Source organism: Azospirillum picis (genome assembly GCF_017876115.1).
Classification (GTDB): domain Bacteria; phylum Pseudomonadota; class Alphaproteobacteria; order Azospirillales; family Azospirillaceae; genus Azospirillum; species Azospirillum picis.
Genome location: NZ_JAGINO010000033.1, coordinates 1 through 13,177, shown reverse-complemented (window position 1 = coordinate 13,177; position 13,177 = coordinate 1). Strand labels below are relative to the sequence as shown.

The following is a 13,177-nucleotide window of genomic DNA, read 5'->3' as shown; positions in this document are numbered from 1 at the left end:
CGCCGATGGCCGGAAAAAAGAATGGCGGCGTCCGGGGGAGGACGCCGCCATAGGCGGGGACAATCGAAGCGCCGTCGGGGCAACCCCGGCGTCACATCGGGGGGAGAAGAGAGTGTTGCAGCATCAAGGTGATGCCATCACCAACCGGACGGGCCGGTGATGGTTCCCTGCCGGGCCTGGCAAACCGACGAACGGCTTGCCAGACCCGGCGGAACGGCTATCGGCGCCGCACCAGGCCCATGATCAGGCTGATGGCGAACAGCACCAGGAAGAGGAAGAACAGGATCTGCGCGATGCCGGATGTGGCCGACGCGATTCCGCCGAACCCCAGCGCGCCGGCGATCAGCGCGATGACGAAGAAAACGAGAGCCCAATAGAGCATCATACCCTCCCTCGCTCGCCGAAGACCTGGTTAAGGATTTCGGGCGTCGCGCATGAGACAAGATGGTACCGTCCTCACCAATGACACTGTCTTCGAGACTCCGGTCCGTACCCGTTACCAAGTATGGCCAAGGTGAGGAAGCGCAGCCGGTGCGGCGGCATTCGTAAGTGCAGAACAGCCTAACCGGCACGTTGTTCCCGGCACCTTGCACCGACATCCCGCAGATGGGGTGACCTTGAGGTTTTCGGGCAACAAGGTCCGCTATCGCGTGTTGTGCTTGTCCGAGAGGCCGGCGGTCCAGCCGCCGGCATTCCGTCCTGGGGGACTTCCCCAAGACGGGGACCAGACAGGACGACAGGAGGAAAAGATGAAGACCAAGCTTTGCCTTGCGGTTCTCGCCGCTTCCCTCGTCACCGCCCCGGCCGCGATGGCCCAGGGCGCCAGCCGCTCGGACGACCTCAACTACGAGAAATCGACCAACTCCGCCGGCAACAGCGAAGCCCCCGTGGTCAACAGCCTGCCCGGCGTCCAGAACGATCCCTGGACCGGTACGGCCGCCACCAGCGGCTCGTCCGCCGACGGCACCATGCACAACCGGAATGACTATGGCCATGGCGGCTACAAGGACGGCGCCCGTGCCCGCAGCCATCATAACCAGGCCGGCATGTCCGGCAGCACCGGCAGCGCGATGGACCGCACGGCCACCGGCTCGGCTTATTCCCGGAGCAGCGACCGCATGACTGGGCGCGATGCTGGCCAGGGGATGTCGCAGGCCGACCTCGCCGGACGCCGTGGCCCCGGCCAGCGCCCGATCGAACTGGCCCAGACCACCCTGCTGAACCGCCTCAGCGCGTCCGGCTACAGCATGGTCCGTGACTTCCGCAAGGACGGCGACATGTATGTTGCCAGCGCGATGGACCCGCAGGGCCAGTGGTCCACCGTGGTGCTGAACCCGCACACCGGCGACATCTCGCAGCGCCGCTAACCTGCCCGGACAGGCTTTCGGTGTGATCGTTTCAAGCTGTACCGCCTGAAACGATCACACCGAAAGGCGCTCCGGGCCACAGCCGGCGCCGGCTGCGGTCCTGCCGTACTCCGTCACTCCAGGAGGCGCCGCCATGTGCCGGCGAGGCGCCCGTAACCGCCCGGCACCCGCAGGTCGTAGAGCGGCAGCGGCTGCGACAGCCGTTGCCCGGCATCGCGCCCCAGCGTCCGCACCGCCGTCTCGACCGTGCCGCCGACCGGCATCCAGGCCGACGCGGCGATCGGCACGACCAGCGACACGCCCCAGTCCAGCCGCCCGCCGAACCGGCTCCGCGTACGGTCAGGAGCTTCGGTCCAGGTGCCGTGAGCCGACAGCCCGATCCCACCGTCGAAGCGGCGCATGACCTCCAGCGTCCCGCCCCAGTCGCCGCCCAGATAGCGGCCAAGCCGCAGCGCCGTGGTGGTGCCGGCGCCCGGCGCTTCCCAATACAGGCTTGCCTGTCCGGTGGCATGCCCGTCGGCGGGGTCGATGCGGAACAGGTCATCGGGCCGCCGCTTCCATGCACGGTTCACGTCGAGGCCCATCGCCCATCGCGCGGCCTGCGGCTGGTAGAGCGCCTCCATCCCGATGCCGGCATACATCTCCTCCAGATATCCGGCCGACAGGCGGGTGGTCACCCCGGTCGCCGGGCTGGCGAGCCACGCGGCATAGAGGTGGTCCGGGGAAAGGCGCCGCCGGGTGTAGCGCGGCAGGTCGCTGCGGACCGGCCGGCCCGGCGGGAGGGCATTGGTGTCGAGCAGGCTGACGGTATCGCCGGCATTCACCCGCAATCCCGCTCCCGCCACCAGCCCGCGCAAGGGTTCGGCCTGCAGCAGGAGGTCCGTGTAGGTGCGCTCGACCAGCGGCGATCCCAACTCCGCAAGGTCGAAGGCAGCGACCAGCCGGGTCGAGAGGTCGAGGCGGGGGCGCCATCCCGGCGGGTGGGCTGCCGGTGACGTGAACTCCGCGGTCCGCCAGATCTCCTCGATGCTGCCGCGGCCGATGACAGCACGCTCAAGGTCCCGGCGCAGCAGCGTCATGCTGGCACCCTCCAGTCCGCCGGCACCGGTGACCACCCGCAGCCGCTCCACCTGCGCCGGGGCGAGGTCGGCGAGCAGCCGGGCAGCGTCGCCGGCTTCGCGCGCCAGCGGCTGCCGGCCGGTGCCGGCCGGATCGAGCCACAGCGTCGCGGTATCTCCCCCGATGGCCACCGCGCGGGCCGGAAGGCCGCGGGACCGGGCCACGATCCGCACGGCGTCCGGCGACAGCGCCACTCCCGGGGCGGGGCGAGGTCCGATGGCGGGCGGTGGCCGGTTCGGCAGGTCGGCGTCCACGGCCGGATCGTAGCGGATGGACAGGCGAAGCATGACGCGCCGGCGCTGTTCGTAGGCCGCTCCCAGGTCGATCCAGGACACGGGACGCCAGGAAAGGCCGAGGCTGTAGCGGCTGCCGGGCTCGAAGCCGGGTTCGTCCTGCCGTTGCGCACGGAAGCGGTCGCCGGAGGACTCCAGCTTCAGGCTCAGCCCGTCCAACGGTGTGTGCCATTCGACGCCGCCGAACAGGGCGATGCGCTCGCCTCCGAACCATGCCTTGGGGCCGCGGACGGTCGGCACCGCCGAGGGATCGCGGTCACGCTTGAAGCGTCCGCCAAGGACGCGCAGCGGATTGCGGAGCTGACCCGCCTCGCCGAAGGCTCCCCAGCCGAACCCGAGCGTCAGGTCGAAATCCCGCCAGCGGCGCGACAGCGCCAGATATTCGCCGGCGAAGCGGCCCTTGCCCGGAAGGTCCAAGCCCGAGCCGGTGACGTCGCGGCCGCCGACAACGAGGGCCGGCCCGGCTTCGTCTTCCCGCCGCAGGCGGACCTTCAGGTCGAGGCCCGGCTCGCTCAGTCCGAAATAGCCGGGATAGGCGCTGTTGCGCGCGGTGAGCTCAAACCACGGCAGAGGCTGTGCGGAGATGGCGACATGGCGGTGCAGGGTGCCGAGCGCGGCCAGCCCGCCGCTCATTGAGCCGTCCGGAGCCATCCGTGCGTTGGGCATCTGCAGCAGCCCGATGCCGCCCCAGTCCGACAGGCTCGCCGTCGGCTCCTCGGCCAGCGCGGATGCGGCAGGGAGGATGCCAAGAAGGAAGATCAGCCGCCGCACGCTTTGATCGCAGATAATCCGGTATGAACCGATTTACGCGATTCATGCGCTCGTATGCAACCTCATAAGGGAGGCCGGTCTTTTCCGCAACCTGGATGCCGCCGGTATCGGGCGTTCCGGGCGGAGGTGACGCCGCTGAAAGCGGCTTTTACGGCGCTTCCAGCACCTCGAAATCATGGGTGATGGTCGCGGTCTGGCCGAGCATGATCGACGCGGAGCAGTATTTCTCGGCTGACAGGGCGATTGCGCGTTCGACCTTCGCCGGGTCCAGCTTGCGGCCGCTGACCGTGAAATGAACATGGATTTTGGTGAAGACCTTGGGATCGGTGTCCGCGCGTTCGGCTTCGATGGCGGCAACGCAGTCGATGATCTGCTGGCGCCCCTTCTCCAGGATCATCACCACATCGAAGCAGGTACAGCCGCCCATGCCGATCAGCAGCATCTCCATCGGGCGGATGCCGGCGTTGCGACCGCCGGACTCGGGCGCACCATCCATCACCACGGCGTGGCCGCTGCCGGATTCGCCGACGAACATCTTGCCGTCCACCCAGGTGACGCGCGCCTTCATGATATTTTCCTTCGTTTGCGGTTGATGTGCAGACCGCGCGAAGCTAGGCGCGGCAGCCACCTGGCGCAAGGGCGGCGATGGAAGGGCGCCGGGCTTGCGCCGCCCGGCCGAGCTGCCCAGAATTCGGCGCATCCGATCCCATCGTGCAGAGACGAGGTCTCCAATCATGCCGCAAGGCGACCGAAGCGCCCCCGACACAGCGTTCGGTAATGGACACGGGCATGACCCGCATGAACGGAGGGGCGACGGGGAGGACGGGCACGGCCATGGGGTCCATTCCCACGGCTCCCATCCCCATGGCTCCCACTCCCATGGCGGGCATGCCGGCGGCCACACGCACGGGGGCCATCACCATGGGCCGGTGAGCTACGACCGGTCCTTCGCGCTGGGCGCGCTGCTGAACATCGGCTTCGTGGCGGTGGAGGCGGGCTACGGGCTGGTCGCCAACTCGACCGCACTGCTGGCGGATGCCGGGCACAACCTGAGCGACGTGATGGGGCTGCTGCTGGCCTGGGGAGCGGCATGGCTGGGCCGCCGGCTGCCGCAGGGGCGCTACACCTACGGATTCGGCAATGCCTCGGTCCTGGCATCGCTGCTGAACGCGATGATCCTGCTGATCGCCGTGGGGGCCATCCTGCTGGAGGCGACGGACCGCCTGTTCTCTCCCGAACCGGTGGCCGAAACCACGGTGATGGTGGTGGCGATCATCGGCATCGTCATCAACGCCTGGACGGCATGGCTGTTCATGGGCGGGCAGAAGCACGACATCAACCTGCGCGGCGCCTACCTGCACATGGCCGCCGACACCGCGGTGTCGGTGGGGGTGGTGGTGGCTGCGCTGGCGATCCGCTTCACCGGCTGGCTGTGGCTGGACCCCGCCACCAGCATCGTCATCGCCCTGGTGATCGTCGTCGGGACCTGGGGGCTGCTGCGGGATTCGGCGCGGATGGCGATGGATGCCGTACCCGACGGCATCGACCGGGCGGGCGTCGAGCGTTACCTGGCCGGTCTGCCCGGTGTCGCGGCGGTGCACGACCTGCACATCTGGCCGATCAGCACGACCGAGACGGCGCTGACCGCCCATCTCGTGCGTCCGGGCATGGGGCAGGACGACGGATTGCTGCGCGAGATCGCCGGAACGCTGAGGGAGCGTTTCGGCATCCGCCATGCGACCGTCCAGATCGAACAGGACGGGAGCTGCTGCGAACTCGCCCCCGCCGATGTGGTGTAGCGGCTGCGCCCCGGATGGGCTCAGCCCTGCGCGCGGGCGAGGCGGCGGGCGTTCGCACGGACCTTGCGGTAGGCCGGCATGAGGCTGGCGGCGGTCAAGGCCGCCGTCGCCTCGATCAGGCGCAGGTTGGCGTGAATGCCGGCATCCATCGCGTCCGCCAGCAGCCGCTGCTGCACGTCGACGATCTCGACCGGATTCTTGCAGGTCGCCAAGCCGCCGATGGTGACGGCGGCGGCCTGGGTCTGCTTGGTCACCATGGTGAACCAGGCCTGCCCGAACTCCCCGATGCCAGTGGCAACGGCGTGGAATGCCTCCACGGCGGCCTCGACCTTCTCGGAGCCCATGCGGATGAATTCCGGATTGGCGAAGTCGATGGGGTTGGACATGGCCGCCGCCATCATGGCGGTGCGGTAGCCGATCGTCTGGGCGGCGGCGACGCCCATCTCGTTGCCGCGCATGCCCGTCTTGGCCATCTGACCGGCAACGGCCATGAGCCTGTCGGTGGGGTGGCTGTTGCCGTTGCCGTTCGTTGCCATTGGCTTCGCCTCGCTCTGGTGTCGGTGCCGGAACCTCGGCGCGCAGTCAACGCTGCACTGCAGCATAAGGTTCCGGCACGATCTTTACGCCTCGGCGAGCGCGCGGTCGAGATCTTCGATGATGTCCTGGGGGTCCTCTAGACCAACGGACAGTCGCAGCAATCCGGGTTCGATGCGGGCAGCCGCCTTCTCCTCGTCGGTCAGCTTGGAGTGGGTGGTGGTCGCGGGATGGGTGATCAGGCTCTTCGAATCGCCGAGATTGTTGGAGATCATCACCATGCGCAGGCCGTTCAGCGTGTTGAACGCCTCGGACTTGCCGCCCTTCAGGAAGATCGACAGCATGTTGCCGCCGCCGCTCATCTGCTTGCGCACCAAGTCGTACTGCGGGTGGCTGGGCACCAGCGGGTAGAGCACCTGGGCGACCTTCGGGTGGCTTTCCAGGAACTGCGCCACCTGGAACGCGGCTGCCGACTGGGCCTGGACGCGCAGTTCCAGCGTCTCCATGCCCTTCAGCAGCAGCCAGGCGTTGAAGGGCGAGATCGCCGGGCCGGTGTGGCGCAGGAAGGGATGGATCACGTCGGAGCCGTACTTCCTGTCCTTGGCCAGGATCACCCCGCCCAGGCAGCGGCCCTGGCCGTCGATGTGCTTGGTCGCCGAATAGATGACGACGTCGGCACCGAACTCGAACGGACGCTGGAGAACGGGGGTGGCGAAGGCGTTGTCGGCGACCACCACCGCGCCGGCCTTGTGGGCCAGCGCGCAGACCGCTTCCAGGTCGACCACCTCCAGGCCCGGATTCGACGGGCTTTCGACGAAGACCGCCTTGGTCGGCCTGGACAGGGCCTCCTGCCATTCGGCCAGGCTGGTGCCGTCGACGAACACCGACTCCATGCCGAAGCGGGTGCACAGCTCCTTGATGATCCAGTAGCAGGAGATGAAGAGCGAGCGCGGCGCCACGATGCGGTCGCCGGCGCGCAGGCCGCTGAGCAGCGCGCCATGCACCGCCGCCATGCCGCTGGAGGTGGCGTAGGCCCACTCCGCCCCTTCATACTCGGCCAGCCGGTCCTCGAACATCGCCGAGGTCGGGTTGCGGAACCGCGAATAGACGTGGCGCGAACCGTCGTTGGCGAAGGCGCTCTCCGCCTCCTCGGCCGAGCCGTAGACGTAGCCGGAGGTCTGGTACAGCGCCTCGCAGGTCTCGTCGAACTGCGAGCGGCGGATGCCGCCATGGACCAGCTTGGAGCGGGGGCGCAGCCCCGAGACGTTCGGATTGCGATGGTCGGTGCGCGGCATTGCGCGGCTCTCCCCTATGGTACGCCGGTGGGGCAAGGCCGGCCGCAAACAAAAAAGCCCCGACCGATCGGGTCGAGGCGCAGGCGCGGCTCGGACCTTTTTAGCGGGTTGTTTTACGTGGCCCGCAAGCCGGTCGACCAAATCACCACGTGGATCCGCTTGTACGACCGTCTATGACGCCAGTCAAGAGGGGTAAGCCGGTCATCCAGGGGCATCGCATATGGCTCCCTCTCCCGCCCCGGGAGAGGGAAGGGGCCCATGCGGGGCATGGGAAGGGTGAGGGGTGATCCAAGAAACCTTGCAGTTCTAGCGTCTTGGGCCACCCCTCACCCTCCCCACTTCGTGGGTCCCCTCCCTCTCCCGGGGCGGGAGAGGGCAATTATCGCCATATGCGATGCCCCTGGCCGGTCATCCAAGCCCCCCCTCGGCCCGCGGCCCGGCGGACGGGGAGGATTTGAGCATCGCCTTGAGGTCGCCGACGCTGGCGCCGCCGAGTAACACCGCCAGCAGGCCGAAGGCTGCCGCACCGCCGCCGACCAGGAGCGCCAGCGCGGCGAAGCGCACCGCCGTCGCCGGCGCCGCCAGCCAGGGCGCCAGCAACCAGCATCCGAGCAGGAGCGCCGCTCCCATGCCGGCCGCCGCGACGGCGATGCGCGGCGCGCGGCGCTTCAGCCGCTCGTCCAGGTCGAACAGGCCGCGCCGGCGCATCGCCACCACCAGCAGCGCCACGTCGAGCCAGGCCGTCAGCCCGGTGGACAGCGCGATGCCGACATGTTCCAGCCAGGGCATCAGCGCCAACGCGAGCACCGCCGTCGCCACCGTCACCACCACGGCGACCCGCACGGGCGTCGTGGTGTCGTGGCGGGCAAAGAAGGCGGCGTTCAGGGACTTGACGATCACATAGGCGGGGATGCCGACGGCGTAGGCGGCGAGCGCCATCGCGGTGGCCTGCGCTTCCGCCGGGCCGAAGGCGCCGCGCTGGAACAGCACGGCGACGATCGGTTCCCCCGCCACCCCCAGCGCCACCGCCGCCGGCAGCCCGAGAAGCAGGCTGAACTCCAGGGCGCGGCTCAGGTAATGACGCACCATCCGGTCGTCGCCGGCGGCGGCGTGGCGCGCCAGCACCGGCAGCAGGGCGGTGCCGATGGCGATGCCGATGACGCCGAGCGGCATCTGGTTCAGCCGGTCGGCGTAATAGAGGAAGGACACCGATCCGGACGGCAGCAGGGATGCCAGCAGGATATTGACGAACAGGTTGATCTGCATGACGCCGGCACCCAGTGCTCCGGGCCCGATCAGCCGGAACAGTCTGCGCATCCCCTCGGTCATCCGCGGCATCCGCAGGCGCAGGGTCACGCCGGCGCGCCGGCAGGCCCATGCCATCCAGCCGACCTGGACCGCGCCGGACAGGGTGACCGCGGCCGCCATCGCGCGTCCCGGTTCCAGCCCCAGGCGCGGAGCGATCAGCAGGGCGGCGACCAGGGTCAGGTTGAAGGCGATCGGAGCGGCGGCGAAGGGGCCGAAACGGTCGAGCGCGTTCAGGACGCCGCCGAGCAGCGCCACCAGCGACACGAGCGCCAGATACGGGAAGGTGAGCCGCGCCATGTCGACGGCCAGTCCGAACTTCGCCGGGTCGTCGACGAATCCCGGCGCCAGCCCGTGCATCAGCCAGGGCATGGCGACGATGGCCGCCACCGTGAAGGGCAGCAGCATCGTCAGCAGCAGCGCCAGGGCCTCCTCCGCGAAGCGGATGGCGGCGGCGCGGCCGCGGGTCTGCAGTTCGGCCGCGAACAGCGGGACGAAGGCGACGCCGAACGCGCCCTCGGCGAAAAGGCGGCGGAACAGGTTTGGCAGCTTGAGCGCCACGAAGAAGGCATCCGCCACCGGGCCTGCCCCCAGCACCGCCGCGGTCAGGATGTCGCGGGCGAAGCCGGCCAGCCGGCTCAGCAGGGTGAGGCCACCGACGGTGGCGATGGCGCGGGCGAAGTTCATGCCCGCGGTATAGCGGGCGGCAGGTCGGGCGGAAAGCCGCTTTCGGCGGAGGCTTGGCCGGAATGCCGGCATCGGACGTTCCGGTAACCGCCGGATGGGGGAGGGGAGCAACCGCAGTAAGGCGGTTCCGCAGCGGCAGCGCCGACGGGGAGGGCTGTACGCCCCGGTGGAGCAAGGTCATTGCGTTTCCACCTTGCCGCTAACGTCGTTGCGTCGCCATTTGCGTTGCGGCATTCTTGCCACTGCCATTCCGCCGCGGTTCCAGGGCGGTCCAAGGCTATGGAACGGGTTCACAGCGTTCGGAGAACACGTGAAACGGGCGCTCCGGCTTTTCTCAGGTTTCGGCGGACGCCTCGTCCTGCCGGCACTGGCCGTGGCGGTGGCGATCGCCGCCCTGTGGTGGGTGCTGCTCGACCGGCTGCAGCGGGAAGAGCATCTGCTCGACCAGACCGCCTACGAGAAGACCACGGTCCTCTCCCGACTGGTGGAGGAGCATGCGGTGTCGACCTTCCGCCGGGTCGACGACCTGCTGCTGGATCTGGTCGCCAACACGCAACGCGGCCAGCCGATGCGCATCGACTCCCGCCGCGCCTTCGAGGAAGGGCTGGTGGTCGGCGTGCGCGCCTACGACAGCCAGGGCGTCCCCACGCTCGGGGCCGGGCGTGCCACCTTCCAGGGTGCGGTCGTCGATCGCGACGAGTTCGGCATCGCCCGCGACTCGTCGGTCCGCGGCGCGGTGATCGGCAAGCCCTATACCTCCTCCCAGACCGGGGAGCTGCTGATCCCGGTTTCGCGGCGGCTGGAGACATCCGACGGCACCTTCGCCGGCATCGCGGTCGCCGACGTGCCGGTCGATTCCTTCGTGCGCTACTACCGTGTGCTCGGGCTGCCGACGGATGCGGTCGCGACGCTGCTGCGGGCCGACGGGACCGTCCTGGCCCGCAACGTCGAGACCGCGGCGGCGAGCCGCGTCACCGCCGACAGCGAGCTTTGGCGGGTGATGCGTCAGCATGCCGCAGGCCACATGCGGATGGTCAGCCCGGTCGATGGGGTCGAGCGGATCACCGCCTACCGCGCGGCCTACGACCTGCCGGTGGTGGCTGTCGTCGGGGAATCGGTGGAGACGGTGTTCGGCCCATGGCGCGAGAACGCCCGCATCTACATCGGCTGGGCCGGCGTGACGACGGCGGTCGTCCTGCTGTTCGTGGTCGCCTTCGTCATCGAGCTGCAGTGGCGCCGCCGCACCGAACGGGCGCTGCGGGTCCGCAACCGGGCGCTGGCCTGGAGCAAGGACGGCATCATGATCGCCGACGCCAGCCGGCCGGGGATGCCGATCGTCTATGCCAACCCGGCGCTCGAGCAGTTGCTCGGCGCCCCGGCGTCCGGGCTGATGGAGTCCGGCGCCTTGGCGTCGCTGGAGCGGGCGATCAGTGACCGCGGGGCGCTGCAGCCGCTGCGCGACGCCATCGTCGTCGGCCGCGATGCCCGGATCGAGTTGAGCCGCCCGGACGCGGCGGAGGGGCGCGACCGCCATCTGGAGCTGAGCGCGTCGCCCGTACGCGATCGCGACGGCCGTCTGGTCAGCCTGATCGCCATCGTGCGGGACATCTCCGACCACAAGCGCGCTCAGGCGGAACTGGCCGCCGCGCGCCGCGAGGCCGACCGCGCCAACATCGCGAAGTCGAAGTTCCTGGCGGCGGCCAGCCACGACCTGCGCCAGCCGGTGCAGTCGCTGATGCTGCTGATGGAGGTCCTGTCCAGCCGCATCGCCGACGGGCCGACGCGCAATGTGCTGGGGACCATGGACCGGTCGCTCGGTGCGTTGAAGATGCTGCTGGACGGCCTGCTCGACGTCTCCCGGCTGGATGCCGGGGCGGTGGTGCCCGACATGACGGCCTTTCCCCTGGGGGAGGTGCTTGAACGGGTTGCCGCGAGCAGCCGTCCCGTCGCCCTTCAGAAAGGGCTGCTGCTGCACATCGTTCCCAGCCGTGCCAACGTGTACAGCGACCCTATGCTGCTGGGCCGCATCCTGCAGAACCTTGTGGAGAACGCCCTGCGCTATACCGCCCAGGGGCGCGTGCTGATCGGTTGCCGCCGCCTGCGCGACCGGGTACGGATCGAGGTGTGGGATACCGGCATCGGCATTCCGGCCGACCAGCAGGCGGACATCTTCCAGGAGTTCGTGCAGGTCGGCAATGCCAGCCGCAACCGCGACCAGGGGCTCGGCCTGGGGCTGGCCGTCGTCCGCCGGCTGTCGGAAATGATGGGCCATCCGGTGACGGTGCGCTCCAGCCCGGGCCGGGGATCGGTCTTCGCGGTGGAGGTGCCGCTCGCCCTGGCCCCGGCGGCCCATCCGCCCGCGACCGCGGCCGCAGCCCGGCCGGCGGTTCCCACCACCGTGCTGGTCATCGAGGACGACGAGATCGTGCGAGAGGGGCTGCGCGCGATGCTGGTGGAGTGGGGCTGCACCGTGTCGGCGGCCGGATCCTGCGCCGAGGCGCTCGACCTCGCCCACCGCGGGCCCGTTCCCGACCTGATCATCGCCGACTACCGTCTGCGCGACGGCCGAACCGGCACCGAAGCGATCCGCGAGGTCCGCCTCGCCCTCGGCCGCATCCTTCCGGGGCTCCTCGTCACCGGCGATACGGCGCCCGCCAGGGCGCAGGAGGCGGAGGCAGGGAATTTCCGGGTCATCCACAAGCCTGTACGGGCCGCCGACCTGCGCCGGGCGGTGTCCGAGGTGATGGCTCCCGTGTGGAGCGACTGCCGGACGGTGGCGTGATGTCCGGCCCGCGCCCATAGGCGCGGGCCGGCTCCCGCTGGCATCAGGGCGGGAAATCCAATCCGGGAGTCCGGCTCAGGGGATCAGGGCGTTCAGGTCGAAATCACGGGCGAAGGCGACCATGGCGCCGCAGGCGCTGGCCGACCCGACCCGCAACACGCCGCCGCCGACCACCGTGGGGAATTTGCTCTTCTGCAGGGTCTGCTGCGTCTTCTCCAAATCTGCGACGCGGACGACGAAGCCGGCGAAGAAGGGAAGGGGGGCGGCAAAGGCGGGGTCGCTGGTCCAGGCCCAATGCAGGCGGTCGGGGGTCGCGACCAGCAGGCGAACCTGCTCCCCGCCGGAGGGTTCGACAAGGAGCGCCGCGCCATGCTGCGACACCGACCCGCCCAGCAGGCGGGCATAGGTCGCGGCCACCGCGGCGGGATCGTCGGCGGCAATCACCAACGCCTCCAATCCGGTTGCCCCATTGGGGTGGTTCAGGCTGTCCTTGCGCCACACGAGGTCCGGCGTGTGATGCCGGCACAGGAAGACCCGGCCGCCGGGGGTGGTGGCCGGATCGATCTGCGTGATGGTGAAGCGGGCGTCGCGGTTGCCCTCCGGCGTCTCCACCGGCCGGCCGAAGTCGACCGGCGGCTCGGTCGGGAAGCCGGCCGCCGCCAACGGCTCACGGGCGGCATGAGCGTCGGCGGTCTTCAGCGCGATGGCGGCGATTCCCTGGCGCTCGCGCAGGAAGGCGGAGTAATGGGCGTTGGCCGGCCGCTGCTCCTCGATGCCCAGCAGTTCCAGATAGGTGCCGTCGGCGAACATCACGGTGTGGTTGGCCGACTTCAGTTCCGTGTGGTGTCCACGCGGCGTCACCGTGAAGCCGAGCCGGACATAGGCGTCGCGCGCCGCGTCAAGGTCGCGGGTGGCGATGACCAGATGGTCGAGTCCGGTTGTGCCGTCGATGCTCATGGCCGTCCTGCTGCTGTCGGGTTGCCTCGCCGCCAGCGATAGAACAGGCGGGTCGATCGGGCAAGGCCCGATCTCCGCTGCCTCCGATCGCTCCCCTTTCTCCCGCGCGCCGCCGGACGGCGGGGGAGGGGCGGCGATCGGAGGCGGGGACGGCGGGGCTGGAGCGATCAGAGCGCCTGCCGCAGCTCGGGCACGGCCTTGAACAGGTCGGCGACGAGGCCGTAGTCGGCGACCTGGAAGATCGGCGCCTCCTCGTCCTTGTTGATCG

The 13,177-nt window shown here is 69.6% G+C and carries 10 protein-coding genes, 1 pseudogene and 1 riboswitch; of the genes and pseudogenes, 3 read left to right on the top strand and 8 right to left on the bottom strand.

Annotated elements, in window-relative coordinates; all coding sequences use genetic code 11:
* Positions 1-217 precede the first annotated feature (217 nt).
* Positions 218-382, bottom strand: coding sequence for a DUF1328 domain-containing protein (locus tag J2850_RS28925; protein WP_109107371.1), 165 nt, complete (start codon positions 380-382; stop codon positions 218-220).
* Positions 383-749: 367 nt separating this feature from the next.
* Here J2850_RS28925 and J2850_RS28920 point away from each other — a divergent pair, with 367 nt between their 5' ends.
* Positions 750-1,367 carry a hypothetical protein gene (locus tag J2850_RS28920; protein ID WP_209990240.1) on the top strand — a complete coding sequence of 206 codons (618 nt, stop codon included), beginning with the start codon at positions 750-752 and terminating at the stop codon, positions 1,365-1,367.
* A 113-nt stretch (positions 1,368-1,480) separates the two neighbouring features.
* Here the strand turns inward: J2850_RS28920 and J2850_RS28915 are convergent, their stop codons facing one another.
* Together J2850_RS28915 and J2850_RS28910 are read right to left on the bottom strand one after the other, a co-directional pair.
* Positions 1,481-3,550 (bottom strand): YjbH domain-containing protein, encoded by a 2,070-nt coding sequence (locus tag J2850_RS28915; protein ID WP_209990236.1) that lies wholly within the window; start codon positions 3,548-3,550, stop codon positions 1,481-1,483.
* A gap of 148 nt (positions 3,551-3,698) precedes the next feature.
* On the bottom strand, positions 3,699-4,250 hold the full coding sequence (locus J2850_RS28910) for an OsmC family protein (protein WP_246513730.1): 552 nt from the start codon (positions 4,248-4,250) through the stop codon (positions 3,699-3,701).
* Between the two features lie 229 nt (positions 4,251-4,479).
* Here J2850_RS28910 and J2850_RS28905 point away from each other — a divergent pair, with 229 nt between their 5' ends.
* Positions 4,480-5,349 (top strand): cation diffusion facilitator family transporter, encoded by an 870-nt coding sequence (locus J2850_RS28905; RefSeq protein ID WP_307354577.1) that lies wholly within the window; start codon positions 4,480-4,482, stop codon positions 5,347-5,349.
* Positions 5,350-5,369: 20 nt separating this feature from the next.
* On the opposite strand, the gene J2850_RS28900 is transcribed toward J2850_RS28905, so the two are convergent.
* The 3 genes from J2850_RS28900 to murJ form a co-directional block, all read right to left on the bottom strand.
* Complete coding sequence (locus tag J2850_RS28900) at positions 5,370-5,885, bottom strand: phasin family protein (protein ID WP_209990230.1); 516 nt, start codon at positions 5,883-5,885, stop codon at positions 5,370-5,372.
* An 84-nt stretch (positions 5,886-5,969) separates the two neighbouring features.
* Complete coding sequence (gene metZ, locus J2850_RS28895) at positions 5,970-7,178, bottom strand: O-succinylhomoserine sulfhydrylase (RefSeq protein ID WP_209990227.1); 1,209 nt, start codon at positions 7,176-7,178, stop codon at positions 5,970-5,972.
* A 79-nt stretch (positions 7,179-7,257) separates the two neighbouring features.
* A riboswitch (SAM riboswitch) is annotated at positions 7,258-7,337 on the bottom strand.
* A 249-nt stretch (positions 7,338-7,586) separates the two neighbouring features.
* Positions 7,587-9,170, bottom strand: a complete 1,584-nt coding sequence (murJ, locus tag J2850_RS28890) for a murein biosynthesis integral membrane protein MurJ (protein ID WP_209990224.1) — start codon at positions 9,168-9,170, stop codon at positions 7,587-7,589.
* A 310-nt stretch (positions 9,171-9,480) separates the two neighbouring features.
* Here murJ and J2850_RS28885 point away from each other — a divergent pair, with 310 nt between their 5' ends.
* On the top strand, positions 9,481-11,952 hold the full coding sequence (locus tag J2850_RS28885; protein ID WP_307354576.1) for a hybrid sensor histidine kinase/response regulator: 2,472 nt from the start codon (positions 9,481-9,483) through the stop codon (positions 11,950-11,952).
* Positions 11,953-12,027: 75 nt separating this feature from the next.
* Here the strand turns inward: J2850_RS28885 and J2850_RS28880 are convergent, their stop codons facing one another.
* Both J2850_RS28880 and J2850_RS31920 read right to left on the bottom strand, forming a co-directional pair.
* A complete protein-coding gene (locus tag J2850_RS28880) occupies positions 12,028-12,909 on the bottom strand; it encodes a VOC family protein (protein WP_209990220.1) in 882 nt (293 codons plus the stop codon).
* Positions 12,910-13,076: 167 nt separating this feature from the next.
* Positions 13,077-13,177, bottom strand: a pseudogene (locus J2850_RS31920) (electron transfer flavoprotein subunit alpha/FixB family protein); the annotation flags it as partial.

Excerpts from the sequence above, each read along its gene's own strand:
- J2850_RS28925 (WP_109107371.1), bottom strand. The coding sequence starts at position 382 with ATGCTCTATTGGGCTCTCGTTTTCTTCGTCATCGCGCTGATCGCCGGC.
- murJ (WP_209990224.1), bottom strand. The coding sequence starts at position 9,170 with ATGAACTTCGCCCGCGCCATCGCCACCGTCGGTGGCCTCACCCTGCTG.
- J2850_RS28910 (WP_246513730.1), bottom strand. The coding sequence starts at position 4,250 with ATGCGCCGAATTCTGGGCAGCTCGGCCGGGCGGCGCAAGCCCGGCGCC.
- J2850_RS28900 (WP_209990230.1), bottom strand. The coding sequence starts at position 5,885 with ATGGCAACGAACGGCAACGGCAACAGCCACCCCACCGACAGGCTCATG.
- metZ (WP_209990227.1), bottom strand. The coding sequence starts at position 7,178 with ATGCCGCGCACCGACCATCGCAATCCGAACGTCTCGGGGCTGCGCCCC.
- J2850_RS28880 (WP_209990220.1), bottom strand. The coding sequence starts at position 12,909 with ATGAGCATCGACGGCACAACCGGACTCGACCATCTGGTCATCGCCACC.
- J2850_RS28920 (WP_209990240.1), top strand. The coding sequence starts at position 750 with ATGAAGACCAAGCTTTGCCTTGCGGTTCTCGCCGCTTCCCTCGTCACC.